We start from the raw sequence: 24,513 nt of genomic DNA, 5'->3' as shown, positions 1-24,513 counted from the left end.
GGACCATCCCTTGTGGGCATGGCCCATTCTCTCACGGCCGGGGTACGACCAGCCGGATTTAGTGTCTACATTCTCAGACCGCTAGAGGCCAATTTCTGTTTGTCAGAACCAAAGTTGGGCTCCGGGGGCGAGCAACTTCGGTTTAGAGAGGCCTCGAAACCAGCCGTGAGGCCTCGGTGAACTGATCGCGAGAATACGGTGGAGGGCTAAAACCTAGCTGTCATATCATGACCAGAACGGGCGCCGACCCTCCTATATCTCCATATACTGAATATCTCCTTGGATCAAAGGTGCAGATGAATAGAAAGCAGACCCTGTAGCATCCTGCTTCATCCTTCCCGGCGCCACACTGACTAAACTCCCAATACCGTTTTGCGCCGTTGGGGATCCGATCTGGAATGTGGATCTCGGGCTGGGCGGAGTCGCCTGGGCCGGGCGGGCTGCTGGGATGGAGCCCGCCCGGCTTAACCCGGCGGTGCTCCCGCCGACAGGAGCTCACGGGCCACCCGAGCGCTGGCTGCCTCCGACGGCGAGGCCGCCAGCCGGCGCAGGTCGTCCAGGTCGTCGATGTCCAGGGCCAGGCCTGCCAGGTGCAGCGTCTCCACCGCCACCCCGGCCGCCTGGGCCGCGGCGGTGTGCGCCGCCGCGCTCGCCTCCCCGAACCGGGTGGCGATCACTTGGGCCGGGCGGCGCAGCAGGGCGCCCGTGCCGCCATCCTCCGAAGGGACGACCACCACCGACGCCCGGGCGGCGAAGAGCGCCTCCAAGTCGGCGGGGGACACCAGGGGGACGTCGAATGGCAGGACCGCCAGCGCGCTCGCACCCTGCTCCACCGCCAGGGCCGTGCCGGCCCACAGGGCCGCGTTCAGGCCCCGCCCGGGGTCGTGCAGCACCTGCCAACCCGCCGTCCGGGCCACGTCGGCAACGACCGCGTCCGGGGTGACCAGGACCCGCATCGGCCAGGGGGCCGCGGCTCTCAGCACGTCGCCCAGCATGGCGAGGGCCAGCCGGCGCCGGCCCCACGCCCCGAGGGCCGGGTCGAGGCGCAGCTTGCTGGCGTCCAGATGCTTCACCGGGACCAGGACGGCATCCATCAGGGATTCTCGATCCGGACAAACCCGGCGCCGTGCGGGATAGGGATGGGACCCCCTTCGTCTGTATAGAATTCGACCATGGCCGACAACGTGACGACGGGGGATGTGGCAGTGGATGTGGCAGCACCGGAACGCAAGCATTGGAAGAACCTCTACGCCGAGATTGTATCCACGGAGATCTGCACCGCCTGCTCCGCCTGCGTCGTGGCATGCCCGCACCACGTCATCGAGATGGAGAACTTCCGGCCCCACCAGGTGGATCCGGAGGGCGGGCCGGGCGAGTGCGAGCACGGGGAGAAGAGCTGCTCGCTGTGCGCCATGGCGTGCCTGCGCCTGGACGCCAACTTCGACGCCATCGAGGCCACCCTCTTCGGGCGGCGGCGCAAGCACCCCTCCGAGCCCTGGGGGGTCACCAAGCAGATCATGCTCGGCCGGGCGACCGACCCGGAGATCCTCGCCCGCTGCCAGGACGGGGGCGTGGTCACCGCCATCGTCGGCTGGATGCTGGCCAATGGGGAGATCGACGGCGCCACCTGCGCCCGGCCCCGGGCGGACCTGCCGTGGCTGGACGAGCCCTTTGTCGCCACCACCCCGGAGGAGCTGAAGCTGGCCTCCGGCTCCCGGTACACCTATTGCTCCAGCCCCCTGGCCCTCAAGCTGGCCGCCGAGAAGAAGCTCAAGAAGGTGGCCACCATCGGCGTTTCATGCGAGACCACCGCGGTCCGGGAGATGGCCACCGAGGGCATCAAGCGCTGGAGCCGCATGACCAAGTTCGTGGTCGGGCTCATGTGCAACGAGACCTTCCAGTACGAGCCGTTCATTAACGACATCGTCCAGGGCCGCTACGGGGTGCCGATCGAGGACGTGACCAAGGTCAACGTCAAGGGCGACGTGTACGTCACCCGGCGGGACGGCACCGACGTCCGCATCCCGCTGAAGGAGTGCCAGGAGCACGTCAACGAGTGGTGCCACCACTGCCCGGACTTCGCCGCCGAGCACGCCGACATCTCGTGCGGCGGCATCGGGCTGAAGGGCTGGACGATGTGCCTCGTGCGCACCGACTACGGCCAGGATGTCTGGGACCGGGCGCTCGCTGCCGGGGTGATCGAAGCCCGGCCCGGCGAGGAGGACCCCGACGGCCTGCGGGTGCTCGAGCGGCTAGCCAAGAAGCAGCGCTTCCGGGTGGGCCCGTTCGAGTCCCACGCCGCCGCCCGCTGGCCCGTGCGGGAAGTGCTGGACCGGGTGCGCCGGGAGGCGCTCGCCGAGGCCGCGGCGGGACCTGCCGACGGCGCTGCGCCTGCCGACTAGCCACCGGAGGCCACCGATGCCCGCCGCTCGCAGGCGCGAGCCCGTCTATGCCCTCGGGGAGGTGACGCTGGCCCCCGGGCTGCGGGTGTACTTCCGCTGGCACCTGGAGGGTCTGGAGCACGTGCCCCGCGCCGGGCCGGCGCTGGTCGCCTCGAACCACATCTCCTACCTCGACGGGCTGTCGGTGGCCTACGCGGTGCACCGGGCGGGCCGCCGGCCCCGCTTCCTCACCAAGTCCAGCCTCTTCAAGGTGCCGGTCATCGGGGCGGCGCTGCACGGCCTGGGGCAGATCCCGGTGGTCCGGGGGACCCGGGATGCGCCCCAGTCGCTGGTGCACGCCGAGGAGGCCCTGCGGGGCGGCGAGGCGGTGGTCGTGTTCCCCGAGGGCACGACCACCACGACGCCCGATCTGGCGCTGGGCAAGCCGAAGACCGGCACTGCCCGGCTGGCCCTTGCCGCCGGGCAGCCGATCATCCCCGCCGCCACCTGGGGCGGGCAGTGGATCTGGACCAAGCACCTCGGGGTCCACCTCCGCCCGCGCCAGGAGGTCTGGGTGCGCTTCGGGGAGCCGATCTCGATGGCCCCCTGGGCGGGCCGGGAGGACGACCGGGACGCCTGGCACGAGGTCTCGGACGTGCTGATGGAGCGGATCAAGGGGATGCTGGACGAGCTGCGCGCGGTGAAGCCGTGGACGCCCCAGGTGCCGACCCGGCCCAAGTTCATCGCCGAGCAGGAGGCCAAGGCGAAGGCGGCTGCCGCGGCCGGAGCGGCGGAGGCGGAGCCGGCGGCCAAGGAGCCCGAGCCGGCGGCCGCCCACCCCGAGCCGGACCCGGCGGGGGAGTCCTGACCGCACCCCGGATCCGTGTCGGGCTGCTGTTCGGGGGCCGCTCCGGCGAGCATGAGATCTCGTGCGTCTCGGCCCGCCACGTGGCGGCGGCCTTCGACCCGGTGCGCTATCAGGTCGTCCCCATCGCCATCACCCGGGAGGGGCGCTGGCTGCTGCCCGACGTCTCCCGCCGGGTGCTGGAGGGCGGCCCGCTGGCCCTGCCCGAGACCGCACTCGAGGTGGGGGGCATCCCGGTGACGGTCGACGCGGTGGGCCTCGACGTGGTCTTCCCGGTGCTGCACGGCCCCTTCGGCGAGGACGGCACCGTGCAGGGCCTGCTCGAGATGGCGGGCATCCCCTACGTCGGCTCCGGGGTCCTGGGCTCGGCCGTCGGCATGGACAAGGACGTGATGAAGCGGCTCTTCCGCGACGCCGGCTTGCCGATCGCCGACTTCGAGGTCGTGCGGGAGGCCGAGTGGGCGCGCTCCCGGGAGGCCGTGGTCGCCCGGGCGGCCCGCCTGGGCCTGCCCTGCTTCGTGAAGCCCGCCAACCTGGGCTCGTCGGTGGGGGTCAGCCGGGCGGTGGCTGCGGGCGACCTGCCCGGGGCGATCGACGAGGCCCTGCGCCACGACACCAAGGCCCTGGTGGAGGAGGCGGTGCCCGGCCGCGAGATCGAGGTGGCGGTCCTGGGCAACGAGGACCCCGAGGCCGCGGTTCCCGGGGAGGTCATCGCCGGTGCCGACTTCTACAGCTACGAGGCGAAGTACGTGGACGGCACCGCCCGCACCGAGGTCCCCGCCCGGCTGCCGCCGGCGGTGGCGGAGGCGGTGCAGGCGCTGGCGGTCCGGGCCTTCCGCGCGGTCGAGGCGTCGGGGATGGCCCGGGTGGACTTCTTCTACGTCGAGTCAGCCGCCCGGGAGCGGCGCCTGATCCTCAACGAGATCAACACGATCCCCGGCTTCACGGTGATCTCGATGTTCCCCAAGATGTGGGAGGCGTCCGGCCTGCGCTACCCGCGGCTGATCGACCGCCTCATCGAGCTCGCGTTCGAGCGCCACGCCCAGCGCACCCGGGTGCACCCCGGGGCCTGACGTGGCAGGCGCTACAGGTGGACGACGGGGCAGGTCAGCGTGCGCGTGATGCCCTCGACGGCCTGGATCTTCGCCACCACCAGCTTCCCCAGGTCGTCCACCGTCTTGGCCTCGGCCCGCACGATGACGTCGTAGGGACCGGTGACGTCGTCGGCGGACGTGACGCCGGGGATGCCGTGGACCTCTGCGGATACCTGCGCTGCCTTCCCGACCTCGGTCTGGATCAGGATGTACGCCTGGACTGCCACCAGAGCCTCACCTCCCTTGTCGGGGCCCATCCTACGGACCGGCGCGCCCACATCACAAAACCCCGCGACAAAACCAGGGGCCGGTAGGCTGGCGGCAGTGGGGCGCGAGTGCGCCCGCCAGCCGGTCTTCCCGAGGAGGAGAACACGTGGCCAAGTACGCAACCTTCGTGACCAGCATGGGCGACATCCGCTGCGAGCTCTTCGACGACACCGCGCCCAAGACTGTGGCCAACTTCGTCGGGCTGGCCAACGGCACCAAGCAGTGGCGCACCCGCTTCAACGAGTCCAAGGACACACCGCTGTACAGCAACACGATCTTCCACCGCGTCATCCCTGACTTCATGATCCAGGGGGGCGACCCCCTGGGCAACGGGACCGGGGGGCCGGGCTACAAGTTCGAGGACGAGTTCGGCGGCCCGCACAGCTTCGACGGCCCCGGGTACCTGGCGATGGCGAACGCCGGCCCGAATACCAATGGGAGCCAGTTCTTCATCACCGTGGCGGCTACACCGTGGTTGACCAACAAGCACACCATCTTCGGCAAGGTCGTGGAGGGCATGGATGTGGCCAACGCCATCTCGACAGTACGGGCCATCGGCGACCGGCCCAACGTGGACATCGTTCTGCAGGAGGTCAGGATCGAGGAGGGCTAACGCTCCGACTCCACCTCGAAGAACAACCGGACCTCCGTCCGGAACTCCTGGATGGCGCCGTCGCGGACCGTGGTGCTGGTGCTCAGGATGTCCATCCGCCGGATGTTGCGGATGGTCTTGGCCGCCTCGCGCAGCGCTTCCCGGGCGGCGGCGCCCCAGGACTCGGGCGAGACCCCCTCGAGCTCGAGGGTGTTGATGACGGGCACCGCCTGATGATACTGGGCCCGTGAACGTCTCGGAACTGGGCGAGTTCGGCCTCATCGAGCGCCTCCGCGCCCTGCTCGGGCCGCCGCCCGAGGGCGAGGTCTGGATCGGCGACGACGCCGCCATCCTCCGAGCCCCCGGGGGAACCATCCTGTTCACCGCCGACCTTCTGGTCGAGGGGATCCACTTCGACCTGGCCTGGACCGGTCCCGAGGACCTGGGGTGGAAGGCGATCGCGGTCAACGCCAGCGACGTCGCCGCCATGGGCGGCACGCCCCGCCGGGCGCTGGTCTCCCTCGGGCTGCGCCCCGGCCTGGACGTCGGCTTCCTGGAGGGCCTGTACCGGGGGATGCGGGCGTGCTGCGATGCCTTCGGGATGGCGGTGGCGGGGGGAGACCTCTCGCGCTGCGGCGAGCTGGTCATCTCGGTGGCCCTGCTGGGCAACCCCGCCGGCCGGCGGGTGATCGAACGGTCCGGGGCCGAGGTAGGCCATACCGTCTGCGTCACGGGCACCCTGGGGGCCGCCGCCGCCGGCCTGGCGATGCTGCGCGCCGGCGGCGACGCCCGGCCCGACCTCGCCCAGGCGCACCTGCGCCCCGTCCCCCGGGTCCGGGAGGCCGAGGTGCTGCGCCGCTTCCTGCCCTCGGCCATGGTGGACGTCTCGGACGGCTTCGCCGCCGACCTGGGCCACCTGTGCGCCGGATCCGGGGTGGGCGCAACGGTCGATGCCGACCGCCTCCCGCTGCTCGATCCCGCCGGCCTGCCCGCCGGGGCGGATCCGCTCGCCCTGGCCCTCGGTGGGGGGGAGGACTACGAGCTGTGCTTCGCCATCGCCTCCGACCGAGCGGCGGCGGCGGCCGGGGCGGTGCAGGAGGCCACGGGCACGCCGGTGCATGCGGTGGGGGAGATCACCGCGGGTGGGCTTGTGCTCCGCCAGGGCGCCGATGAACGCCCCCTGCCCACCGCCGGGTGGGACCACTTCCGGGCATGACGGCGCTTCCGCACGTGGCGCTCGCCATCGCCGGCTCCGATTCGGGAGGCGGCGCCGGCATCCACGCCGACCTCGCCACCTTCCGGGCGTTCGGGGTCCATGGCGCCTCGGCCATCACGGCAGTCACCGCCCAGAACACGCGGGGAGTGTCCGGCATCCACGCCGTCCCGCCCGAGTTCGTCGCCGAGCAGATCCGCACGGTGTGCCGGGACCTTCCGGTGGCCGCGGCCAAGACCGGCATGCTGGCCGGCCCCGCCACCGTCGATGCCGTGGCCGGGGCATTGGAGGAGTGCGGCGTCTCGAGCCTGGTGGTGGACCCGGTCCGGGTCTCCACCACCGGAACGCCGCTGCTGGCCCACGAGGCCCGGGAGACGCTCCTGCGCCGCCTGATCCCTCAGGCGCTGGTGGTCACCCCGAACCTGGCCGAGGCCGAGTGGCTGGTCGACGCGCCAGTGCGGACCGTGGACGAGATGCGGGCTGCCGCCCAGGCCCTCCACGCCCGGGGGCCAGGGTGGGTCCTGATCAAGGGCGGCCACCTGCCCGGGCGGGCCCTCGACGTGCTGTTCGGCGGTTCGGGGTTCACCGACTTCGAGGTCGACCGCATCGACACGCCCCATCTGCACGGCACCGGCTGCGTGCTGTCTGCCGCCCTCGCCGCCCTCCTCGCCCGGGGGGTTCCGGTGCCGGAGGCAGTCGCCGGGGCCAAAGCGCATGTCACGGGGGCCATCCGCCACGCCGTGGGCCTGGGCCGGGGGGCCGGCTGGGTCAACCCGGCCTGGAACCTGCGGCCCGAGGCGACCTGAAGTCTCGCCCGGGGGACCCAGCACGAGGACCCGACGCCGTAGGCGGCACTTTGTGCACAGATGAGCAGGATTATCATGCTCAGGGATGCACAAATGTGTCGCCACCCCGGCTGAAGTGCGCCCGGCTAGAGCCGGCTAGAGCCGGCGGCTCCGGGGGGTCTCGTAGTAGTAGACCGGCTCCCGGCGGAACTCCTCCAGGAAGCGCCCGGGGCGCAGGCTGAGTGCGGGGGCCTCCACGTAGGCAGGCCAGCGCTCCAGGGGCGCCGCCACCCGCCACACGAGGACGGTGCGCAGCGCCTGCCAGGCCGCCAGCCCGGCCATCGCCCCGTCGGCCGCCGCCAGCACCCCACCCAGCGAGCCGGCGACGTCGTGCACCATCACGCCGACCGCCAGGTTGAGGGCGGCGGCCAGGGCGGCCAGAGGGATGAGGATCCACAGGACGAGCGCCACCGCCCACACCAGGGGCCGGAGCGACCACCGCCCGTCCCGGGTGGCGCGGTCGGGCACGGGGAGCCAGCGCACCGGCTGGCCCTCGGGCTGGCGGGAGCGCCGGCGCAGCTCGCTCACCATCGGCACGGCGGTGACGCCGACGAAGGTGTAGGCGAAGGTCTGGCCCGCCAGCGAACTGCGGGCGATGGCCCCTCGGAAGGCGACGAAGCCGATGATGGCCAGGGCGGCCAGGAACGCCGCCTGCAGCCAGCCGCTGGAGACCCGGCGCACGCGCACGCCGCGCACACTACCGGGGCGGGCCGGCCCGCCACCGGGTCTGTGCCGGTCGGGCCCATCCTGGCGGCCCGCACTTGGTACTCTTAGGTCCACGTGGACCACGTCATCGTCCGGAAGCTCGAACACCTCACTGGCTCATCGAAGGCCCCGACCCTCGGCTTTGCCGTGGAAACCCGGGATCGCCCTGGTCCCGCGTACAAGGAGGGGGCCTTCGAGGGCGATGTCGTGTGGCTGCAGCTCCACGGCGGCCTGATCGTGGCGAGGGCCAAGGTGCGCATCGGCACGGTCATGGAGTACTCCAACATCGAGGAGGTCCGGGCTCGCACCCGGGGCTCGGCCATCCACGGCATCGCCGACTTCTGGAAGGGGCGGCCACGCTACGGCTTCGCCGTCCTGGCCCAGCTGGGCGAGGACACCTGGGTCCAGCCCCCCTACTGGGGCGGCCCGAGGACCTACGGCTACGAGTGGGTGGTGCTGGACGAGCCCAAGAAGCGGGCCTCCTGGCTGGACAAGAAAGAGCCGCCCCGGGGCGATGCCGCCGACCTCCCGACGCGCCTGCGCCGCTGGATGACGGCTCCTACGAGGAGCTGACCCGAGCTGACGGGACCTGAAGGAGAGCCGGGCTCAGCGCCCGGTGGGGACCTTGCCTGCCTTGAGGCAGGAGGTGCAGACGTGCATCCGCTTGCGGTTCCCGCTGATGACCGGGTGCACGGTCTGGATGTTCGGGTCCCAACGCCGGTTGGTCCGGCGGTGCGAGTGGCTGAGCTGCTTGGAGAAGTACGGTGACTTCCCGCAGATCTCACAGACGGCTGGCATGGACATGATGGTAGCAGAGACGTGAGCGAGGGCGACCACGCCGAGCCGCTCCTGCTCTATGCCCCGCCCCGGGGCCAGGTGGCCGTGCGCTTCGTGCGGGGGGTGGGCCCCAAGCACGCCGAGACGCTGGCGGACTCCCGGTTCCAGATTCGCTCGGTGCAGGACCTGCTGCAGCACTACCCCCGCCGCCACCTCGACTTCTCCGAGATGAAGGCCATCCGGGAGCTGGGCCTGGGCGACGAGGTCACCGTCATCGGCGTCGTGCGCAAGGTCATGGCGCCGCCGCCCTCCAAACGCCGGATGCCCCTGAAGGTGCTCCTCTCCGATGGCGCGGCCACCATCACCCTGGTGTTCTTCAACCAGCCCTGGCGTGCCCGCCAGCTGGCGGTGGGCACCAGGATCGCCGCCAAGGGGAAGGTGACCAGCTTCCGGGGTGTCCGCCAGATGAACGCCCCGATGGTCGATGTGATCAGCGAGGCCAACGAGGCGGTGAAGATCGTGCCCCTCTACCCGGCCACCGCCGACATCACCACCGTGTGGCTGCGCCGGATCATCCGCGCCGCCCTCGACGACTACACGCCGGTGGCCGACCCGCTCCCGGCCGACCTGCGCCGGCGCCGGCGCCTGATGGAGCGGACCCAGGCGCTGTCGGCGTACCACTTCCCGACCGAGATGGCGCAGATGTGGGAGGCCCGCCGCCGTCTGGTCTTCGACGAGCTGTTCACCCTGCAGAGCGGGCTCGCCTACCACAAGCGGCGCCTCCAGAGCGAGGAGGTCGGCATCGCCCAGCAGGTCGAGGGGGAGCTGACGAGGACATTCCTCGACGCCCTCCCGTTCAGCCTGACCGGCGCCCAGCGGGTGGCGATCGCCGAGATCTCGCAGGATCTGGCCGCCCCTGCCCCCATGCACCGCCTCCTGCAGGGTGACGTGGGGTCGGGCAAGACCGTCGTTGCCCTCCATGCCGCTCTGGCCGCGGCCCAGGGCGGGTACCAGGCGGCCATCATGGCGCCGACCGAGGTCCTGGCCGGCCAGCACTTCCTGACCATCTCAGCCCTCCTCCGGCCGCTGGCCGGCATCCGCCCGGGCTCAGGCTCCGGCGAGGGCGAGCGGAAAGGAGAGGGGAAAGGAGAGGGGCAAGGAGAGGGGCAAGGAGAGGGGCAGTTGGACCTGTTCGGCGCCCCCGGTGGTCCCGGGGTGGTGCTGCTCACCGGCAGCCTGCCCGCCGCCCGGCGCCGGGCGGCGCTCGCCCGGATCGCCGACGGGTCGGCGTCGATCATCGTCGGGACGCACGCCCTGCTGGAGGAAGGCGTCGCCTTCGCCAACCTGGGCCTGGCGGTCATCGACGAGCAGCACCGCTTCGGTGTCCACCAGCGGATGGTGCTGCGGGACAAGCGGGCCTCGGGGGAGGTCCCCGACCTGCTGATCATGACTGCCACCCCCATCCCCCGGACCCTCGCCCTGACGTTGTTCGGCGACCTCGACGTGAGTGAGCTCGGCGAGCTGCCCCGGGGGCGGCGGCCGGTGACCACCCGGGTGGTCACCGATGAGGTGGGGCGCCAGGCGGCCTATGACCAGGTGCGAAGGGAGGTCAAAGAGGGCCGCCAGGCCTATGTGATCACGCCCCTGGTGGCGGAGTCCGACAAGCTGGCGGTGAAATCGGCCGAGGCCGAGGCGCAGCGGTTGGCGACCGAGGTGTTCCCCGACCTCCGGGTCGACCTCCTGCACGGGCGGATGCGCCCGGCCGCCAAGGAGGGCGTCATGGCCCGCTTCCGGGCGGGGGAGATCGACGTGCTGATCTCGACGACGGTGGTGGAGGTGGGCGTCGACGTGCCCAACGCCACCGTGATGCTCATCGAGGACGCCGACCGCTTCGGCCTCTCCCAGCTGCACCAGTTGCGGGGACGCATCGGGCGGGGCGCCCACCCGGGGACCTGCCTCCTGCTGAGCGCCGCCCTGGCGCCGCCCGAGGGCGAGGGCCTGGTGGCCGGTGAGGAGGAGCGGACCACCGCCAAGTTGCGCCTCGAGGCGGTGGCATCCACCACCAACGGTTTCGACCTGGCGGAGAAGGACCTCGAGATCCGGGGATCGGGCACCATCCTGGACGAGCGCCAGGCCGGGTTCTCCGACCTGCGGCTCACGGACCTGCTCCGCGACCGGGCGATCCTCGCCGAGGCCCGGGCGGAGGCGTTCGAGCTGATCGACGCCGACCCCGAGCTGCGTGGCCACCCCCTGGTCCGCCAGGAGATGGAGGGCCGCTACGCCGACCGCCTCGACTGGCTCTTCCAGTCCTGACCGGGGTGAGCGGGCGAACGCGGTCCTCGGGCGTGGCGGGGACTCCGGCCTCCCCGCCCGTAGACTTGGCGCCATGCGGGTGATCGCGGGGGAGGCCAAAGGGCGGCGCCTCACCGCCCCGCGCAGTGCGGGGCGCGCGGCTGGGCTGCGGCCCACGACCGACCGGCTCCGGGAGGCGCTCTTCAACGCCCTCGGCCCGGGCATCGCCGGCAAGGCGGTCCTCGACCTCTACGCCGGGACCGGGGCTCTGGGCATCGAGGCGCTGTCCCGGGGCGCCGCCCGCGCGGTGTTCGTGGACAGCGACCGCCAGGCGGTGGCCACCATCCGCGCCAACCTGGCCACCACCGGGCTGGAGGCCCGAGCCCGGGTGGAGCACACGACGGCGGAGCGGTTCGCCGCCCGCCCGGCGAGCGCGGTGTCGCCGCCCCCGGCGACCTACGGCCTGGTCCTGCTCGACCCGCCCTACAGCGCCGGGTTCCCCGCCCCGGTGGTGGCGGCCCTCGCCGCCGGGGGGCACCTCGCCCCGGGGGGGCTCGTCGTGGTGGAAGTGGCGGCCGCCGCGCCGGTGGGCGATGGGTCGGGGCTCCAGGTGGTGGACCACCGGCGCTACGGGGATTCCGCCCTCGTGTTCCTCCGGGCCGCCGAGGCGGTCAGCGCATGACCCTCGCCGTGTGCCCCGGGTCCTTCGACCCGCCCACCAACGGCCACGTCGACGTCATCGAGCGGGCGTCGCGCCACTTCGAGCGGGTGCTGGTGGCGGTGGTGGGCAACCCCGGCAAGCAGTCCCTGCTGGAGCCCAAGGAGCGGGTAGCCCTCCTGGAGGAGGCGTTGGCGCACCTGCCCAAAGTGTCTGTCGAGGCCTACGAGGGCCTGCTGGTCAACCTCGTCCGGGAGCGGGGCGCCAGCGTCATCCTCAAGGGGCTGCGGAACACCTCGGACACCCCGTACGAGTTGCAGATGGCCACGATCAACGCCACCCTGCTGCCCGCCGCGGACACCATGTTCGTGGTCTCGAGCCCGCAGTGGAGCTTCGTCTCGTCCTCCATGGTCAAGGAGGTTGCTCGCTACGGCGGCGATGTCAGCAGCTTCGTGCCTGAGGGCGTGGCCCGGGCATTGGCCCGCTGTTATGGCACGGCAATTGATGCGTGAGGGCCGCTGAAGCGCGGTAAGGTTCCCGGACGATGGACCGCGTGAGCGACACCTCGGTTGATGTGGCGACGGATCTCGGGGCGGTAATCGACGAGATCCGCGCCGCCAAACCCGTCCCGTTCTCGACCTCCGCCATGGTGAACCGCAAGGACCTGATCGAGCGCCTGGAAGCGGTCCGCCTGAACCTGCCCAAGGCCATCCGGCAGGCCCAGGGGGTGGTCGCCGACCGGCAGGACACCATCGCCCAGACCCGGGAGGAGGCGGAGTCGATCCTGCGGGCCGCACGGGCGGAGCGGGCGCAGCTGGTCGCCCGGACGGAGATCGTGACGGCGGCCAGCCGGGAGGCCGACCGGATCATCGAGGATGCCAAGGTCCGGGCCCGGGAGATCCGCATGGAGGCCGAGGACTACGTCGACGCCAAGCTGGCGAACTTCGAGATCGTGCTGCAGAAGACGCTGACCGCGGTGGGCCGGGGCCGGGAATCCCTGCGGGGCCGCCTCGAGGCGGGGACCATCGCAGCGCTGGACCCCAACGAGTCCGGCGAGCTCCCCGGGGTGGGATCGGATCCGAACCGGACCTCGCCGAACCTGCGGGCCCGCCGCCGGTAACTCCGGGCCTGCCCGGACCTGCCTGGTATCATTGCGCGGAGGTTTGTGATCGACATGTCTGGCTTGGTCGTTGATGTCTCGGAGCTGATCGCCCGTCCCGGGGTTCCCGCGGGCGGGAGGAAGGTGATCCGCCGGGGCGTGGCACTCCCCGGTCTGCGCGGGGCGCTGGGCTGGCTGGGCGAGTCCGATGTGGTGGAACTCGATCTCGTCGCCGACGGCGTGACCGACGGCATCGTGGTGGGCGGGACCCTGTCGGGCACCATGCACCTGAGTTGCTCGCGGTGCCTGGTGACCTTCGATCAGGCCTTCCGCCAACCGGTGGACGAGTGGTTCGGTTTCGCCGGGAGCGGCAACGATGGTGAGGATGAGGGCTATGAGGTACGCGACGACCGGATCGACCTCGAGCCGCTGGTGCGCGACGTGATCGTGCTCGCCATCCCGACCCGCCCGTTGCATGACGAGGCGTGCCAGGGCCTGTGCCCCACGTGCGGCGGCGACCGGAACGTGGTGGACTGCGGGCACAGTCAGAAGCTGGAGGACCTGCGCTGGGCTCCCCTGGATGCACTCCGGGCGCTCGGCGAGCTGGGGATGGAGAGGAGTTCGTAGGAATGCCACTGCCGAAGCGCAAGAAGTCGCGGTCCACCACCCGCAGCCGTCGGGCCACCTGGAAGCTGGCGGTGCCCGGGAAGTCGTCCTGCCCGCAGTGTCACGCGCCGAAGATGCCCCACCGGGTCTGCGGACGGTGCGGCTATTACGCCGGCCGCGAGGTAGTCGAGATCGAGTAGTTTGAGTCTGGCACACGACGGGGACGCCAGGTCCCTCGAGGATCGACTCGGGTTGCGGTTCCGGGATCCCGCTCTCCTGCGTGACTCCCTGACCCACCGCTCCTATGCCTTCGAGCACGGGGGCGTCACCAATAACGAGCGCCTCGAGTTCCTGGGCGACGCCGTCCTGGGCCTGGTGGTCACCGACATCATCTTCACCCAGTTCCCGCACCTGCCCGAGGGCGAGATGGCGAAGCTGCGGGCGGCCACGGTCAACATGGTCATCCTCGCGGACATCGCCCGGGAGCTCGGCCTGGGCGAGCACCTTTACCTCGGCCGGGGCGAGGAGCTCTCCTCCGGCCGGGACAAGTCATCGATCCTGGCCGACGCCCTGGAGGCTCTGATCGGAGCGGTCTACCTGGACCAGGGCATCGAGGGGACCCGCCGGGTGATCACGGCTCTGGTGGGGGAGTACATCCGCACCCACGTCGAGCAGGGCCTCGTCCGGGACTACAAGACCAGCCTGCAGGAGCGCTCCGCCCGCAGCTGGGGCCACGTGCCGGAGTACCGCATCACCTCGAGCGGCCCGGACCACGCCAAGCACTTCGAGGCCAAGGTCTTCCTGCACGGCGAGCTGCAGGGCGTGGGTAGGGGCCGCTCCAAGAAGGAGGCGGAGCAGGCCGCCGCCCAGCAGGCCCTCGCGGCGCTGGCGGCCGCCTCGGCGCAGCAGGAGGCCGAACGGGCGCTCGACCAGGCTGCCCGGGCCGCCGGCCTGGAGTCGTAAGGCCCCGGGGCAGGCCCCAGGCCGGGGCGTTCCGAGGAAACATGTGGAATCCATCGTATTTTTGACCGCTCAAATTGGCGGTCATGTCCACACGTTTCGCATGGCATAGGCGCGTGGCTGCGCGGGGAACCGGGCCACTAGACTCGCCCCGTGCCCGAGCTGCCTGAGGTGGAGGTGATCCGGCGCGACCTCGCCGGCGTGCTGCCCGGTGCCACGATTGCGGCGGGCGAGGTGCTGGACTCCCCCAACGCCCGTCGCGTCCTCCGGCGCCACCCGTTCCCCCACGAACTGGCCGCCGGCCTCAGCGGGGCGACGGTGGAGTCGGTGGACCGCCACGGGAAGTACCTCATCGTGCGCCTCGACCGGCCGTACGCCCTGGTGGTGCACCTGGGGATGTCGGGCCGGCTGCTGGTGGCCGGCGCCGCCGACCCGCTCGCTCCCCACACGCACGTGGTGCTCTCCCTCGCCGATGGGCAGGAGGTCCGCTACGTGGACCCGAGGACCTTCGGGGAGCTGTTCCTGACCGACGTGGCGCCCGACGGTTTGGTCCCGGCCCTCGGCGCCCTCGGGCCGGACGCGCTGGACGCCCTCCCCGGCCCCGCCGCGTTCGCCGGGTTGCTGACCGGGCGCCGGACGCCCGTGAAGGCCCGGCTGATGGACCAGCGGGTGATCGCCGGCCTGGGCAACATCTACTCCGATGAGGCGCTCTTCCGGGCACGGGTGCGCCCGCTGCGCCTCAGCGGGGAGGTCACCCGGGCGGAATCGGACCGGCTGCGCCGGAGCATCCACCCCGTCCTGCAGGCGGCGATCGACCACCGGGGGACCTCCACCGACGACGAGCAGTACCGGGATGCCTACGGGCTCATCGGGGACAACCGCCGCTACCTGATGGTGTACGGCCGGGAAGGTGAGCCCTGCGCCCGGTGCGGGACGCCGATCGTCCGGGCCCGGTGGACCAACCGCTCGACACACTTCTGCCCGTCTTGCCAAAAATAAGATGCCAGACATGAGCGCCGGCCGGCTCCGCCTGGCCGCCGGCCCCCCCGCCCCGGACGGGCTGGTGAGCGCCCTGGTCGACCGCTCCGCCGCGGATGCGGCCCGGCTGGGGGTGGCGCTGGCGCCCGGTGCGGGCGGAGACCTCCAAGGGGCCGGGCTGGCCGCCCTGGCGGGTGGGCTGGCCGCCCGGGGGTACCTGGCACTGCGGTTCAACCTGCCCTACCGGGAGGCGGGCCGGGCCACCCCGCCCGCCGCCGAGCGCAGCGTGGACGGGTACCGGGCAGCCATTGAGGACGCTCGCCGGCAGGTGCTGGCGGGCCCCTGGGTGGTCGGGGGGAAATCGTACGGCGGCCGGGTAGCGTCCTTGGCGGTGGCCGGGGGCCTGGAGGCCGCCGGGCTGGTGTTCTACGGGTACCCGCTCCACGCCCCCGGGCGGGAAGAGTCGGTGCGGGTGGCGCACTGGCCGTCGATCCGGGTGCCCTGCCTCTTCCTGGAGGGGACCGCCGACCCGTTCTGCAACCTGGAGCTGCTGCGCCGGCATCTGCCGGCGTTGGGCGCCCCAGCCACCCTGCACGTGGTGGAAGGAGGCGACCACTCGCTGGGGGTCAGCGCTGCCCGATCTCCCGACGGGAAGGCTGCGGCGGCACCGGAGGTGATGGCCGGCTTGGCGGCCGTCGTGGTGGAGTGGCTGGCTACGCTCCGTACTTGATCAGGCGGCCCGCCCCCGCCAGCATCAGCGCCATCAGGTCCTTGCCTAGGACGTGGCCGAGGCCCCCGGCCCGGGCGGCCTCTTCGTCGAAGGCGGTCACGCCGTCCACCGCGATGCGGGGGCCCCGCATCACCACCGCGACCGGGTGCCAGGAGTGCGCCCGGAGCTGGCTGGGGGTGGCATGGTCGCCGGTGACGCAGATGACGTCGGGGCCGAGGTCGAGGATCGCCGGAATCGCCGCATCCACTGCCTCGATGGCGGCGGCTTTGCGGTCGAAGTCGCCGTCCTCGCCGGCGGAGTCCGCCGCCTTGTGGTGGAAGTAGAAGAAGTCGTGGTCCGCCCAGGCGGCGGCCAGCAGGTCCAGCTCCTCGGGCAGGCCGCCCGCGGCCACCGCCACGTCCATGCCCAGGATGCGGGCGATGCCGGCGTACATGGGGTACACGGCGATGCCCTGCGGCCGGACCCGGTAGCGGGTAGGGAACAGCGGCAGGTCGCGCAGGGTGTCGAAGCCCCGCAGCAGGAGGAAGTTGGCGGGCTCGCCGGCGAGGATCTCCCGGACCTGCGCCAGAAGGGTGCGCAGCACCGCGGCGGTGGCCTCCCCCTCGGCCGAGCGGGCGGTGGGGTCCTTCGGCGGCACCCCGGTGACCTGGGGGTCGGTGTCCTCCAGGTCGGGCAAGAGACCCGGGCCCCGCAGGACCAGCAGCGCCCGGTGGTCGCGCTCGGTCTCCAGGAAGACCTCAACCCCCTCGGGGGCCTGCAGCTTCTCCCGGAGCCGGGCGAGCAGGCGGGCGTTCTCTTCGGTGGCGATCCGGCCGGCCCGCCGGTCGATCACGATCCCGGCATCGTCGAGGGTGCACAGGTTGACCCGGGCGGCCACGTCGCCCGCCTTCAGCGGGAACTGTACCCCGGCGGCCGAGAGCGCCCCCCGGCCGAGCTCATAGACCAGCGGGTCGTACCCGAACAGCGCCAGGTGGCCCGCCCCGCTGCCCGCGGTCACGCCCGGGGCGATCACGGTATGCAGGCCGCTGGAGCCCTCTGCCGCCAGCCGGTCCAGGTTGGGGGTGCGGGCGGCGTGGAGCTCGGAGCCCCGGGCGTCGGACCGGAACCCGCCCAGGCCGTCGATCACCACCAGGACGATCTTCGTGGTGGCGGCGGTGGCGAGGCGGGGAATGAGCTCAGGCACGTCGGGGCGGGAGCATAGCCGAACGGATCTTCCCACTCTTGAAATTACACCGGTGTTATCGCGGCCGACATCGATTAGCATCGGGCCCAGATGTTCCTCAAGACCCTGACTCTGCGCGGCTTCAAATCCTTCGCCGACCGCACCACGCTGGCGCTTGAGCCCGGCATCAGCGTGATCGTCGGCCCCAACGGGTCCGGCAAGTCGAACCTCATCGATGCCATCTCATGGGTGCTGGGCGAGCAGGGGCCGCGCTCGCTGCGCGGGGGGCGGATGGAGGACGTGATCTTCGCCGGGTCGCCCCACCGGCCGGCCCTGGCGATGACCGAGGTCTGCCTCACCATCGACAACTCGGCCGGCCGCCTCCCGCTGGAGTTCTCCGAGGTGACCATCGCCCGGACCCTGTTCCGCTCGGGTGAGTCCGAATACCGCCTCAACGGCCAACCCTGCCGCCTCCTCGACGTCCGGGAGGTGCTGTCCGACACCGGGATCGGGCGTGAGCAGCACACGATCATCGGCCAGGGCCAGCTCGACGAGCTCCTGACCGCCGACGCCACCCAGGTCAGGTCGGCCATCGAGGAGGCCGCCGGGATCGCCAAGCACCGCCGGCGCAAGGAGCGGGCCCTGCGCCGGATCGCGGCGGCGGACGCCAACCTCGTCCGGCTGGGCGACGTCCTCTCCGAGGTGCGGCGGCTGCTCCGGCCCCTCCGGGAGCAGGCCGAGCTGGCGCAGCGCCACGCGGCGATGGTCGATGAGCTCGAGCGGGTGCGGGTCGTGACCGGGGCCCGGGAGCTGTTCGAGCTCCGCCAGGCCCTCGGCCCGGCCGGGGACCGCGACCTCGAGGCCCCCATCCGGGCGCTGGAACGGGAGGTGCAGGAGGTCGAGACCGCGCTGGAGGCAGCCGGGTCCGGCCGCCAGCAGGCGGCCGTGCGCCGGGAGGCCGCCCGGGAGGTCGCGTGGTCCCTGAACCGCCTCGTGGACCGGTGCCAGGCCCTGGCCCGACTGGCGCACGAGCGGGAACGCACGCTGGAGGCCGAGCTCGCCGGTATCACTGAGGCGGGCGCCCAGGCCCGGCTCGACGAGCTGGCCCGGGAGCTGGCGGCGGCCCAGCCCGCCCTGGACGAGGCCACCGAGGCCGCCGAGGCGGCGGAGGCCCGGGCAGCGGACCGCCTGGCGGCGCGCACGGCCGCCGAGGCGGCACTGGCCCAGGTGCAGGAGCGGCTCGCCCCCCTGCGCGCCGCCCAGCGCGAGGCGCAGGCCGAGACGGTCAAGCTGCGCGGGGAGCTGGCGGCAGGGACCGCTGCACTTGAGGCCGCCCAGCGGGAGCAGGCCCGGGCTGCGGAGCGCCGGGGCGTGGTGGACGGCGCCCGCCAGTCGGCCGCCGCAGTGCTGGAGGAGTCGACCGCGGCGCTGGCCGCCCTCGAGGACGCCGAGGCGCCGGAGATGGAGGCGCTGGCCGAGCTGGAGGACCGCCTCGAGGCGGCCACCGCCGAGCGCCAGGCCGCGCTGGACGCCTTAGGTGAGGCCGAGCGGGAGGCCGCGACCTGGCGGGCCCGGGCGCAGGTCCGCGCGGGAGCGTCGCCCCGGGAGGTGCGCCGGCTGGCCTCCATGGGCCTGGAGGGGGTCCTGGGCGTCCTGGCCGACCTCGTAGAGGTTCCCGAGGAGTCCAAGGCCGCGCTCGAGGCCCTCGTGGGTCCCGCGAGCAGCGTCCTGGTGGTCGCCGACCCGGCGGCGGCCGAGCGGGTGCTGACCGCGGCGGGGGGCGGCGAGCCCCTCGGCCTGCTGATCGGCGACACCCGGGTGGAGGCCGGCTTCGCCGGGGATGCGCTGGTGGAGCTGGTGGCGCCCAACGACGAGCACGGCGAGTCCGCCCTGGGAGGCGTCTACGTCGCCGGTTCCACCGAGGAGGCCGCCCGCCTCGCTGCCGAGCGGCCCGACGTCGTCTTCGTCACCCTCGCTGGGGTCATGGCCACGGGCCGGCTCCTGGTGCGGACCTCGGCCGCGGCCGCCGCCCGAGCAGCCCAGGCCGAGGCGGTGCTCAGTGCTGCCCGGGACCGGCTGTCCGGGATCGACGCGGCCATCGCCGAGCGCCGCCGGGCCGCCGAGGTGGCCACCGCAACCCTGAACAAGGCAGATGCCGACATCGCTGCCGCCATCGACCGGGCGGCCTCGGCGGAGCGCGAGCTCCACGCTCTGGAGCGGGAGGCCGCCGTGCTGGTCGAGGCCGATCACCGGGGATCGGGGGCGATCGCCTCGCTGGCCGCCCGCCTGGCGGAGTTGCGGGTGGCTTCGGCGGCCGCCGACCAGCGGGCCGAGGCGGCCGGCCGGGACGTCCACGAGCACGCCGACGAGCAGGGTGCCGCTGCCCGCGTCCGCTCCGAGGCGGGGGCGGCCTACGACGAGGCCCGGTTGGTCGCCGCCCGGGCGGCGGAGCGCTGGCGGCTCCTGGTTGAGCGGTGCTCCGAGTTGCGGGCGGCCGGGGAGGAGGCCGCCGAGCGGGCCGCGGCCATCGGGGGCCTGCGGGCGGAGCTGGCCGCCCGGCTCGAACGGGCCCGCACCGTGGGGCTCGAGGCCAGCGGGCTGGTACGGGCAGCGGGGGAGTGGTTGGCCGAGGCCGAAGAGCGCCACGTGCTCGCGGGCCGGGAGGCGGGGGAGGCGGAGGCGCTGGTCGGGGACCTGCAGGCACGGCGCAGCGCCCAGTCCCGGCAGCTCGAGCGCCTCCGCGAGGAGGCCCGCGCCGAGGACCTCTCCCGGGCCGAGCTCCGCATCCGCGGCCGGATTGTCGAGGAGCAACTGGCAGCCGGGGAGCGCGACGTCGAGGGCCTGGTGGCACGCTTCGGCCGGCGCCTGGAGGAGGAGGACCCCAGCCTGCTCCAGGATCCGTGGGACCGGACCGCGGCATCGGCCACCGAGGTCCTCGCCCGCCGCCAGGCCCGGCTGGAGCGGGACCTGGCTGGCATGGGCCGGGTGAACCCCCTGGCCGCCGTGGAGTTCGAGGCGCTCTCGGAACGTGAGCAGTTCCTGACCGAACAGATCGCCGATGTGAAGTCGAGCCGCCGGGACCTATTCAAAGTCGTGGCGGGCGTCGACGAGCGGATCCACGAGCTGTTCGGTACTGCCTTCGCCGACGTGGCCCGGGAATACGAGCAGGTCTTCGCCGCCCTCTTCCCCGGCGGCTCCGGCCGCCTGCGCCTGACCGACCCGGCCAACCCGCTGGAGACCGGGGTGGAGGTCGAGGCCAAGCCGGGAGGCAAGAGCCTCCGCCGGCTCTCGCTGCTCTCGGGCGGCGAGCGGGCGCTGGCAGGGCTGGCCCTGGCGTTCGCCATCTTCCGGGCCCGCCCCTCCCCCTTCTACGTGCTGGACGAGGTCGAGGCGGCCCTGGACGACGTCAACCTCCACCGCTTCCTGGGCCTGCTGCAGGACTTCCGGGGATCGTCGCAGCTCATCGTCGTCACCCACCAGAAACGGACGATGGAGGTCGCCGACGTGCTCTACGGCGTCTCCGTTCGCTCGGACGGGGCCAGCCGGGTAATCTCGGAGCGCCTGAGCGCCCCGCCCGGGGTGGGTGGGCACCAAGCGGGATCCGGACGGGTCGGCGAGGGGGCTTCCCAGAGCCTGTTGCCGTCGGGGGGGTAACTACACTGCAATGACGTTCCCAGTTGGCTTTATCATCGCGTGCGCTCTCGTCACGTTTATCGTGATGGGCATTGGTGTCGCGGTAGGGCGGTCAGGGAGTGCCGCTCCACCCAAGGCGCCGCCGGCGAAGCCACCCGCCCCGCCCAAGCCGGCACCGAAGCCGGAAGCAAAGGCGCCCGGCGCTCCACCAAAGGCACCGACCGCCCCACCGAAGGCTCCACCGGCGCCGCCGGTTGCGGCTCCCCCCAAAGCACCGCCGGTTGCGGCTCCGCCCGCTCCGCCCGCTCCGCCCGTAGCGGAGAGCCCCCCGACACCGCCGGTCGCCCCGCCCAAGGAGAGCCGGGCCGCCCGCCTGCTCCGCAGCCTCACGAAAAGCCGGCAGGCCATCGGCGACAAGCTCGTGGCGATTGTGGGCCGGGGCAAGCTGGACGACCAGGCCTGGGACGAGATCGAGGAGGCGCTCATCCGGGCGGACGTCGGGGTGCAGGCCACCGATGCCATCCTGGAGTCCCTCCGCCGCCAGCGCCTGAAGCCGGAGGATTTGGGCGCGGCCCTCCGCGCCGAGCTGGTCGGCATCCTGGAGCGCACCGACCGCACCTTCCGCTTCGCCGAGAAGGCCCCCAGCGTCTGGCTCGTCACCGGGGTCAACGGGACCGGGAAGACCACCTCCATTGCCAAGCTGGCCCGCTTCCTGCAGGACGAGGGCCACAGCGTCGTCCTGGCGGCGGCCGACACCTTCCGGGCGGCCGCCATCGAGCAGCTGGGGACGTGGGCAGAGCGCCTGGACGTGCACATGATCCGCCATGCCCCGGGGGCGGACCCCGGGGCGGTGGTCTTCGACGCCGTCGAGTACGCCATCGCCCGGTCGATCGATGTGGTCCTGGTGGACACCGCCGGCCGCCTGCACACCAAGTCCCCGCTCATGGAGGAGCTCAAGAAGGTGCGGCGCATCGCCGAGCGCAAGGCACAGGTCGCCGAGGTGCTGTTGGTGCTCGACGCCACCGTGGGCCAGAACGGCATTGCCCAGGCCCGCACGTTCGGCGAGGCGGTGTCGGTCACCGGCGTGGTCCTGACCAAGCTGGACGGCTCGGCGAAGGGTGGCATCGTGGTGGCGGTGCAGGAGGAGCTGGGCATCCCGGTGAAAGCCGTGGGGGTGGGCGAGGGGATGACCGACCTGGAACTCTTCGACGCAGCGAGCTTCGTCGACGCCCTCGTCGGTACCGACTAGAGGACCTTAGGGGGCCCCACGGGCCCCGCGGGACCGGCGAGGGCTCCCCGTACAATGAGCCGGTGTTCGACACCCTCGGCGACCGCCTCGACAGCATCTTCAAGAAGCTCCGGTCCAAGGGCCGGCTGACCGACAAGGAGATCGACGAGGCCCTCCGGGAGATCCGGGTGGCCCTGCTCGAGGCGGACGTTGCCCTGCCCGCGGTCCGGGCCTTCCTCAACCGGGTCAAGGATGCGGCCTTGGGCGAGGAGGTGCTCAAGTCCCTCTCGCCGGGCCAGCAGGTAGTCAAGATCGTCCACGAAGAGCTGATCGCCATGCTGGGCGGCAAGACCGCCGGGCTGGCGCGGGCGGCGAAGCCCCCGACGGTCATCCTCCTGGCCGGCCTGCAGGGCTCGGGCAAGACCTCCACCGCGGCCAAGCTGGGCGCCCTCCTGCGCCGCCAGGGGCAGCGGCCGCTGCTGGTGGCTGCCGACCTCCAGCGGCCCGCCGCCATCCGCCAGCTCCAGGTGCTCGGCGAGCAGGCCAAGGTGGCGGTGCACGCCGAGACCGGCGAGACCGATCCGGTGGCCGTGGTGCGCCGGGCACTCGAAGAGGGCCGGCGGGACGCCGACGTGGTGATCCTCGACACCGCCGGCCGGCTCCACGTCGACCCCGAGATGATGGACCAGGTGGCCCGGGTGCACGCCGTCGCCCAGCCCGACGAGGTCCTGTTCGTCCTCGACGCCATGACCGGTCAGGACGCCCTCGTGTCCGCCAAGGCCTTTGCCGAGACCATCCCGCTGACCGGGATCATCCTCACCAAGCTGGACGGCGACGCCCGCGGCGGTGCGGCCCTGTCGGCGGTGACGGTCACCGGCAAGCCCATCAAGTTCGCCGGCATCGGCGAGAAGCTGGGCGACCTCGAGCCCTTCCACCCCGACCGGATCGCCTCGCGGATCCTCGGGATGGGCGACGTCCTCACCCTGATCGAGAAGGCCGAGGCGGCGGTCTCCAAGGAGGACGCCGAGGTCCAGGCCCGCAAGATCCTCGAGGCCAGCTTCACGCTCGAGGACTTCCTCAGCCAGATGCAGCAGGTGCGCAAGATGGGCGGCATCGGCAGCCTCATCAAGATGCTGCCCGGGATCCCGGGGGTTGGCCGGCTGAAGGACGGCATGATCGGCGACGCCGACATGAGCCGCATCGAGGCCATCATCCGGTCTATGACGCCGAAGGAGCGCACCGACCCCCGCATCATTTCGGGCAGCCGCCGGTCCCGCATCGCCCGGGGCTCGGGGACCCACGTGCGGGAGGTCAACGAGCTGCTGAAGCAGTTCGAGCAGGTGCGCAAGATGATGCGGGGCTTCACCCGGGGCAAGGGCAAGAAGGGCCGGCCCGGCGCCATCGGATTGCCGCCCGGCTTCGGGCTCTAGGGTGCGCTCAGCTCTAGACCGCTGGAGTCCCGCCGTTCGGTGATCCGGGGAGGAGCTGGCTCAGGTCGGCCGTCTGGCCGGGCGGCGGGTCGGTGATGACCGCCGGCGCTCCGAAGTTCGAGTAGGTGATGGTCAGTCCCACGGCCCTCGGGAGCGCGCTCGCCGGCAGGCCGTAGGGCGCTGCGCCGGCTTTGGGGTCATAGGTCTCGGCGATGTGCAACTGCCGGACCACTCCCTGGCCGTCGATCCACACGTCCACCAGCGGGCTCCCGGTCCCCAGCGCAGTGGCCAGTTGCTGGAAGGCGGACCGGGCGTCGCCCGACAGGCTGGCGATCACCTTGTTGAGGTCGGTGGTGAACCAGTAGTGCGTGGTTGGTACGCCACCGATGGGCTCGTCGCCCACGGTGCTGACCGTCCCGCTCACGCCGTTCAGCAGGTCGAGCTGGCGGTCCGGGTTGGATTGGGTGGTGCTGAGTTCCTGCTCCAGCATCTGGCCGAGGCCCCCAAGCGCGCCTCCGTTCTGCTCCAGACCCGGCAGGTCGATCTTCAGCCAGGGTTTGCCGCCGTCCTGAGCGGCCAGGCCAGGGATCTTCTCGTAGACCACGCCGTTGTCGAAGACCCCGGCGATGGTGCCTCCTCCCGGGATGGCGAGCTGCGCCTGGAGGCGGTGGGTGGCGAAATCGTCCACGCCCACCATGGTGACGTTGTCGCCCGATGCGTCCCGGGTGGCGGTCAGGGACACCGACGCCGTCCCCTGGGCCAGCGTGGCGGCCGGGGCTGCGGCGATGATGGACACGACCCGGGCCTGGGCCAGGTCGGCCGCGCTGGGGCCTACTGCCCGCGAGGGCCGTGGCGACCCGCAGGCGGCCAGCAGGAGGGCTGCCGCGCCGGCAGCGGCGCTGGCTCGGAGTGCGCCCGGTCGGGTGCGGAGGTCGGTCCGGAGTGCGCCACATCTGCCCTGCTCCGCCATCCTGACCCCCCTCTGCTGGTACACTCGC

Annotated in this window: 26 protein-coding genes; 19 read left to right on the top strand and 7 right to left on the bottom strand. The window is 72.4% G+C overall.

Annotated elements, in window-relative coordinates; genetic code table 11:
• Window positions 1-464 precede the first annotated feature (464 nt).
• The gene (gene cofC, locus VFW71_05760) at window positions 465-1,094 is read right to left on the bottom strand and encodes a 2-phospho-L-lactate guanylyltransferase (protein HEU5002270.1); all 630 of its coding nucleotides are present in this window, start codon (window positions 1,092-1,094) and stop codon (window positions 465-467) included.
• A 78-nt stretch (window positions 1,095-1,172) separates the two neighbouring features.
• On the opposite strand from cofC, the gene VFW71_05755 reads away from it, so the two are divergent.
• From VFW71_05755 to VFW71_05745, 3 genes are read left to right on the top strand one after another with little or no spacing between them, the layout of a single operon-like run.
• A complete protein-coding gene (locus VFW71_05755; GenBank protein ID HEU5002269.1) occupies window positions 1,173-2,402 on the top strand; it encodes a Coenzyme F420 hydrogenase/dehydrogenase, beta subunit C-terminal domain in 1,230 nt (409 codons plus the stop codon).
• A gap of 16 nt (window positions 2,403-2,418) precedes the next feature.
• On the top strand, window positions 2,419-3,249 hold the full coding sequence (locus VFW71_05750) for a lysophospholipid acyltransferase family protein (protein HEU5002268.1): 831 nt from the start codon (window positions 2,419-2,421) through the stop codon (window positions 3,247-3,249).
• Window positions 3,246-4,319 carry a D-alanine--D-alanine ligase family protein gene (locus VFW71_05745; protein HEU5002267.1) on the top strand — a complete coding sequence of 358 codons (1,074 nt, stop codon included), beginning with the start codon at window positions 3,246-3,248 and terminating at the stop codon, window positions 4,317-4,319. The genes VFW71_05750 and VFW71_05745 overlap by 4 nt, the downstream gene beginning before the upstream one ends.
• 11 nt (window positions 4,320-4,330) lie before the next feature.
• Here VFW71_05745 and VFW71_05740 read toward each other — a convergent pair whose 3' ends face one another.
• On the bottom strand, window positions 4,331-4,597 hold the full coding sequence (locus VFW71_05740) for an Lrp/AsnC ligand binding domain-containing protein (protein HEU5002266.1): 267 nt from the start codon (window positions 4,595-4,597) through the stop codon (window positions 4,331-4,333).
• A gap of 116 nt (window positions 4,598-4,713) precedes the next feature.
• Between VFW71_05740 and VFW71_05735 the strand changes: the two genes are divergently transcribed.
• Entirely contained in the window at window positions 4,714-5,220 is a 507-nt protein-coding gene (locus tag VFW71_05735) for a peptidylprolyl isomerase (protein HEU5002265.1), read from the top strand.
• Here VFW71_05735 and VFW71_05730 read toward each other — a convergent pair.
• Window positions 5,217-5,426: a dodecin domain-containing protein gene (locus VFW71_05730; GenBank protein HEU5002264.1), complete on the bottom strand. Its 210-nt coding sequence runs from the start codon at window positions 5,424-5,426 to the stop codon at window positions 5,217-5,219. The two genes, VFW71_05735 and VFW71_05730, sit on opposite strands and share 4 nt — an antisense overlap.
• Window positions 5,427-5,446: 20 nt before the next feature.
• Here VFW71_05730 and thiL point away from each other — a divergent pair, with 20 nt between their 5' ends.
• Both thiL and thiD read left to right on the top strand, forming a co-directional pair.
• Window positions 5,447-6,415, top strand: coding sequence for a thiamine-phosphate kinase (gene thiL, locus VFW71_05725; GenBank protein HEU5002263.1), 969 nt, complete (start codon window positions 5,447-5,449; stop codon window positions 6,413-6,415).
• On the top strand, window positions 6,412-7,218 hold the full coding sequence (gene thiD, locus VFW71_05720; GenBank protein ID HEU5002262.1) for a bifunctional hydroxymethylpyrimidine kinase/phosphomethylpyrimidine kinase: 807 nt from the start codon (window positions 6,412-6,414) through the stop codon (window positions 7,216-7,218). The genes thiL and thiD overlap by 4 nt, the downstream gene beginning before the upstream one ends.
• Window positions 7,219-7,353: 135 nt before the next feature.
• Here thiD and VFW71_05715 read toward each other — a convergent pair whose 3' ends face one another.
• Window positions 7,354-7,944 (bottom strand): hypothetical protein, encoded by a 591-nt coding sequence (locus tag VFW71_05715; GenBank protein ID HEU5002261.1) that lies wholly within the window; start codon window positions 7,942-7,944, stop codon window positions 7,354-7,356.
• Between the two features lie 93 nt (window positions 7,945-8,037).
• On the opposite strand from VFW71_05715, the gene VFW71_05710 reads away from it, so the two are divergent.
• Window positions 8,038-8,535 carry a hypothetical protein gene (locus tag VFW71_05710; GenBank protein HEU5002260.1) on the top strand — a complete coding sequence of 166 codons (498 nt, stop codon included), beginning with the start codon at window positions 8,038-8,040 and terminating at the stop codon, window positions 8,533-8,535.
• Window positions 8,536-8,568: 33 nt separating this feature from the next.
• Here the strand turns inward: VFW71_05710 and rpmB are convergent, their stop codons facing one another.
• Window positions 8,569-8,760, bottom strand: a complete 192-nt coding sequence (gene rpmB, locus VFW71_05705; GenBank protein ID HEU5002259.1) for a 50S ribosomal protein L28 — start codon at window positions 8,758-8,760, stop codon at window positions 8,569-8,571.
• A gap of 21 nt (window positions 8,761-8,781) precedes the next feature.
• Between rpmB and recG the strand changes: the two genes are divergently transcribed.
• The 9 genes from recG to VFW71_05660 all read left to right on the top strand — a co-directional run bounded on the left by recG (window position 8,782) and on the right by VFW71_05660 (window position 16,062).
• Window positions 8,782-11,052 carry an ATP-dependent DNA helicase RecG gene (gene recG / locus VFW71_05700; GenBank protein HEU5002258.1) on the top strand — a complete coding sequence of 757 codons (2,271 nt, stop codon included), beginning with the start codon at window positions 8,782-8,784 and terminating at the stop codon, window positions 11,050-11,052.
• Entirely contained in the window at window positions 10,979-11,713 is a 735-nt protein-coding gene (gene rsmD / locus VFW71_05695; GenBank protein HEU5002257.1) for a 16S rRNA (guanine(966)-N(2))-methyltransferase RsmD, read from the top strand. Before recG ends, rsmD begins: the two co-directional genes overlap by 74 nt.
• On the top strand, window positions 11,710-12,201 hold the full coding sequence (gene coaD, locus VFW71_05690; GenBank protein ID HEU5002256.1) for a pantetheine-phosphate adenylyltransferase: 492 nt from the start codon (window positions 11,710-11,712) through the stop codon (window positions 12,199-12,201). Before rsmD ends, coaD begins: the two co-directional genes overlap by 4 nt.
• Window positions 12,202-12,242: 41 nt before the next feature.
• Window positions 12,243-12,809, top strand: a complete 567-nt coding sequence (locus VFW71_05685) for a hypothetical protein (protein HEU5002255.1) — start codon at window positions 12,243-12,245, stop codon at window positions 12,807-12,809.
• Between the two features lie 54 nt (window positions 12,810-12,863).
• On the top strand, window positions 12,864-13,415 hold the full coding sequence (locus VFW71_05680; GenBank protein ID HEU5002254.1) for a DUF177 domain-containing protein: 552 nt from the start codon (window positions 12,864-12,866) through the stop codon (window positions 13,413-13,415).
• Between the two features lie 2 nt (window positions 13,416-13,417).
• Window positions 13,418-13,594 carry a 50S ribosomal protein L32 gene (gene rpmF / locus VFW71_05675; GenBank protein ID HEU5002253.1) on the top strand — a complete coding sequence of 59 codons (177 nt, stop codon included), beginning with the start codon at window positions 13,418-13,420 and terminating at the stop codon, window positions 13,592-13,594.
• 1 nt (window position 13,595) lies between these two features.
• Window positions 13,596-14,357 carry a ribonuclease III gene (gene rnc / locus VFW71_05670; protein ID HEU5002252.1) on the top strand — a complete coding sequence of 254 codons (762 nt, stop codon included), beginning with the start codon at window positions 13,596-13,598 and terminating at the stop codon, window positions 14,355-14,357.
• Between the two features lie 150 nt (window positions 14,358-14,507).
• A complete protein-coding gene (gene mutM, locus VFW71_05665) occupies window positions 14,508-15,353 on the top strand; it encodes a bifunctional DNA-formamidopyrimidine glycosylase/DNA-(apurinic or apyrimidinic site) lyase (GenBank protein ID HEU5002251.1) in 846 nt (281 codons plus the stop codon).
• Window positions 15,354-15,363: 10 nt separating this feature from the next.
• A complete protein-coding gene (locus tag VFW71_05660; GenBank protein ID HEU5002250.1) occupies window positions 15,364-16,062 on the top strand; it encodes an alpha/beta family hydrolase in 699 nt (232 codons plus the stop codon).
• On the opposite strand, the gene VFW71_05655 is transcribed toward VFW71_05660, so the two are convergent.
• A complete protein-coding gene (locus VFW71_05655) occupies window positions 16,046-17,245 on the bottom strand; it encodes a 2,3-bisphosphoglycerate-independent phosphoglycerate mutase (protein HEU5002249.1) in 1,200 nt (399 codons plus the stop codon). The two genes, VFW71_05660 and VFW71_05655, sit on opposite strands and share 17 nt — an antisense overlap.
• 90 nt (window positions 17,246-17,335) lie before the next feature.
• Between VFW71_05655 and smc the strand changes: the two genes are divergently transcribed.
• From smc to ffh, 3 genes are all read left to right on the top strand, one after another.
• Window positions 17,336-20,878: a chromosome segregation protein SMC gene (smc, locus tag VFW71_05650; protein ID HEU5002248.1), complete on the top strand. Its 3,543-nt coding sequence runs from the start codon at window positions 17,336-17,338 to the stop codon at window positions 20,876-20,878.
• 400 nt (window positions 20,879-21,278) lie between these two features.
• Window positions 21,279-22,106 (top strand): signal recognition particle-docking protein FtsY, encoded by an 828-nt coding sequence (gene ftsY / locus VFW71_05645; protein HEU5002247.1) that lies wholly within the window; start codon window positions 21,279-21,281, stop codon window positions 22,104-22,106.
• 62 nt (window positions 22,107-22,168) lie between these two features.
• The gene (gene ffh / locus VFW71_05640) at window positions 22,169-23,515 is read left to right on the top strand and encodes a signal recognition particle protein (GenBank protein ID HEU5002246.1); all 1,347 of its coding nucleotides are present in this window, start codon (window positions 22,169-22,171) and stop codon (window positions 23,513-23,515) included.
• Between the two features lie 13 nt (window positions 23,516-23,528).
• Here ffh and VFW71_05635 read toward each other — a convergent pair whose 3' ends face one another.
• The gene (locus VFW71_05635) at window positions 23,529-24,485 is read right to left on the bottom strand and encodes a hypothetical protein (GenBank protein HEU5002245.1); all 957 of its coding nucleotides are present in this window, start codon (window positions 24,483-24,485) and stop codon (window positions 23,529-23,531) included.
• Between the last annotated feature and the right edge of the window lie 28 nt (window positions 24,486-24,513).

Source organism: Actinomycetota bacterium (genome assembly GCA_035765775.1).
GTDB lineage: Bacteria > Actinomycetota > CADDZG01 > JAHWKV01 > JAOPZY01 > DASTWV01.
The sequence above is the reverse complement of the archived record's forward strand: the minus strand, read 5'-3'. Positions and strand labels throughout refer to the sequence as shown.

Coding starts and splice junctions, on each gene's coding strand:
- VFW71_05660 (HEU5002250.1), top strand. CDS start 15,364: ATGAGCGCCGGCCGGCTCCGCCTGGCCGCCGGCCCCCCCGCCCCGGAC.
- thiD (HEU5002262.1), top strand. CDS start 6,412: ATGACGGCGCTTCCGCACGTGGCGCTCGCCATCGCCGGCTCCGATTCG.
- smc (HEU5002248.1), top strand. CDS start 17,336: ATGTTCCTCAAGACCCTGACTCTGCGCGGCTTCAAATCCTTCGCCGAC.
- VFW71_05635 (HEU5002245.1), bottom strand. CDS start 24,485: ATGGCGGAGCAGGGCAGATGTGGCGCACTCCGGACCGACCTCCGCACC.
- rpmF (HEU5002253.1), top strand. CDS start 13,418: ATGCCACTGCCGAAGCGCAAGAAGTCGCGGTCCACCACCCGCAGCCGT.
- VFW71_05755 (HEU5002269.1), top strand. CDS start 1,173: ATGGCCGACAACGTGACGACGGGGGATGTGGCAGTGGATGTGGCAGCA.
- coaD (HEU5002256.1), top strand. CDS start 11,710: ATGACCCTCGCCGTGTGCCCCGGGTCCTTCGACCCGCCCACCAACGGC.
- VFW71_05750 (HEU5002268.1), top strand. CDS start 2,419: ATGCCCGCCGCTCGCAGGCGCGAGCCCGTCTATGCCCTCGGGGAGGTG.
- cofC (HEU5002270.1), bottom strand. CDS start 1,094: ATGGATGCCGTCCTGGTCCCGGTGAAGCATCTGGACGCCAGCAAGCTG.
- rpmB (HEU5002259.1), bottom strand. CDS start 8,760: ATGCCAGCCGTCTGTGAGATCTGCGGGAAGTCACCGTACTTCTCCAAG.
- VFW71_05740 (HEU5002266.1), bottom strand. CDS start 4,597: ATGGGCCCCGACAAGGGAGGTGAGGCTCTGGTGGCAGTCCAGGCGTAC.
- VFW71_05680 (HEU5002254.1), top strand. CDS start 12,864: ATGTCTGGCTTGGTCGTTGATGTCTCGGAGCTGATCGCCCGTCCCGGG.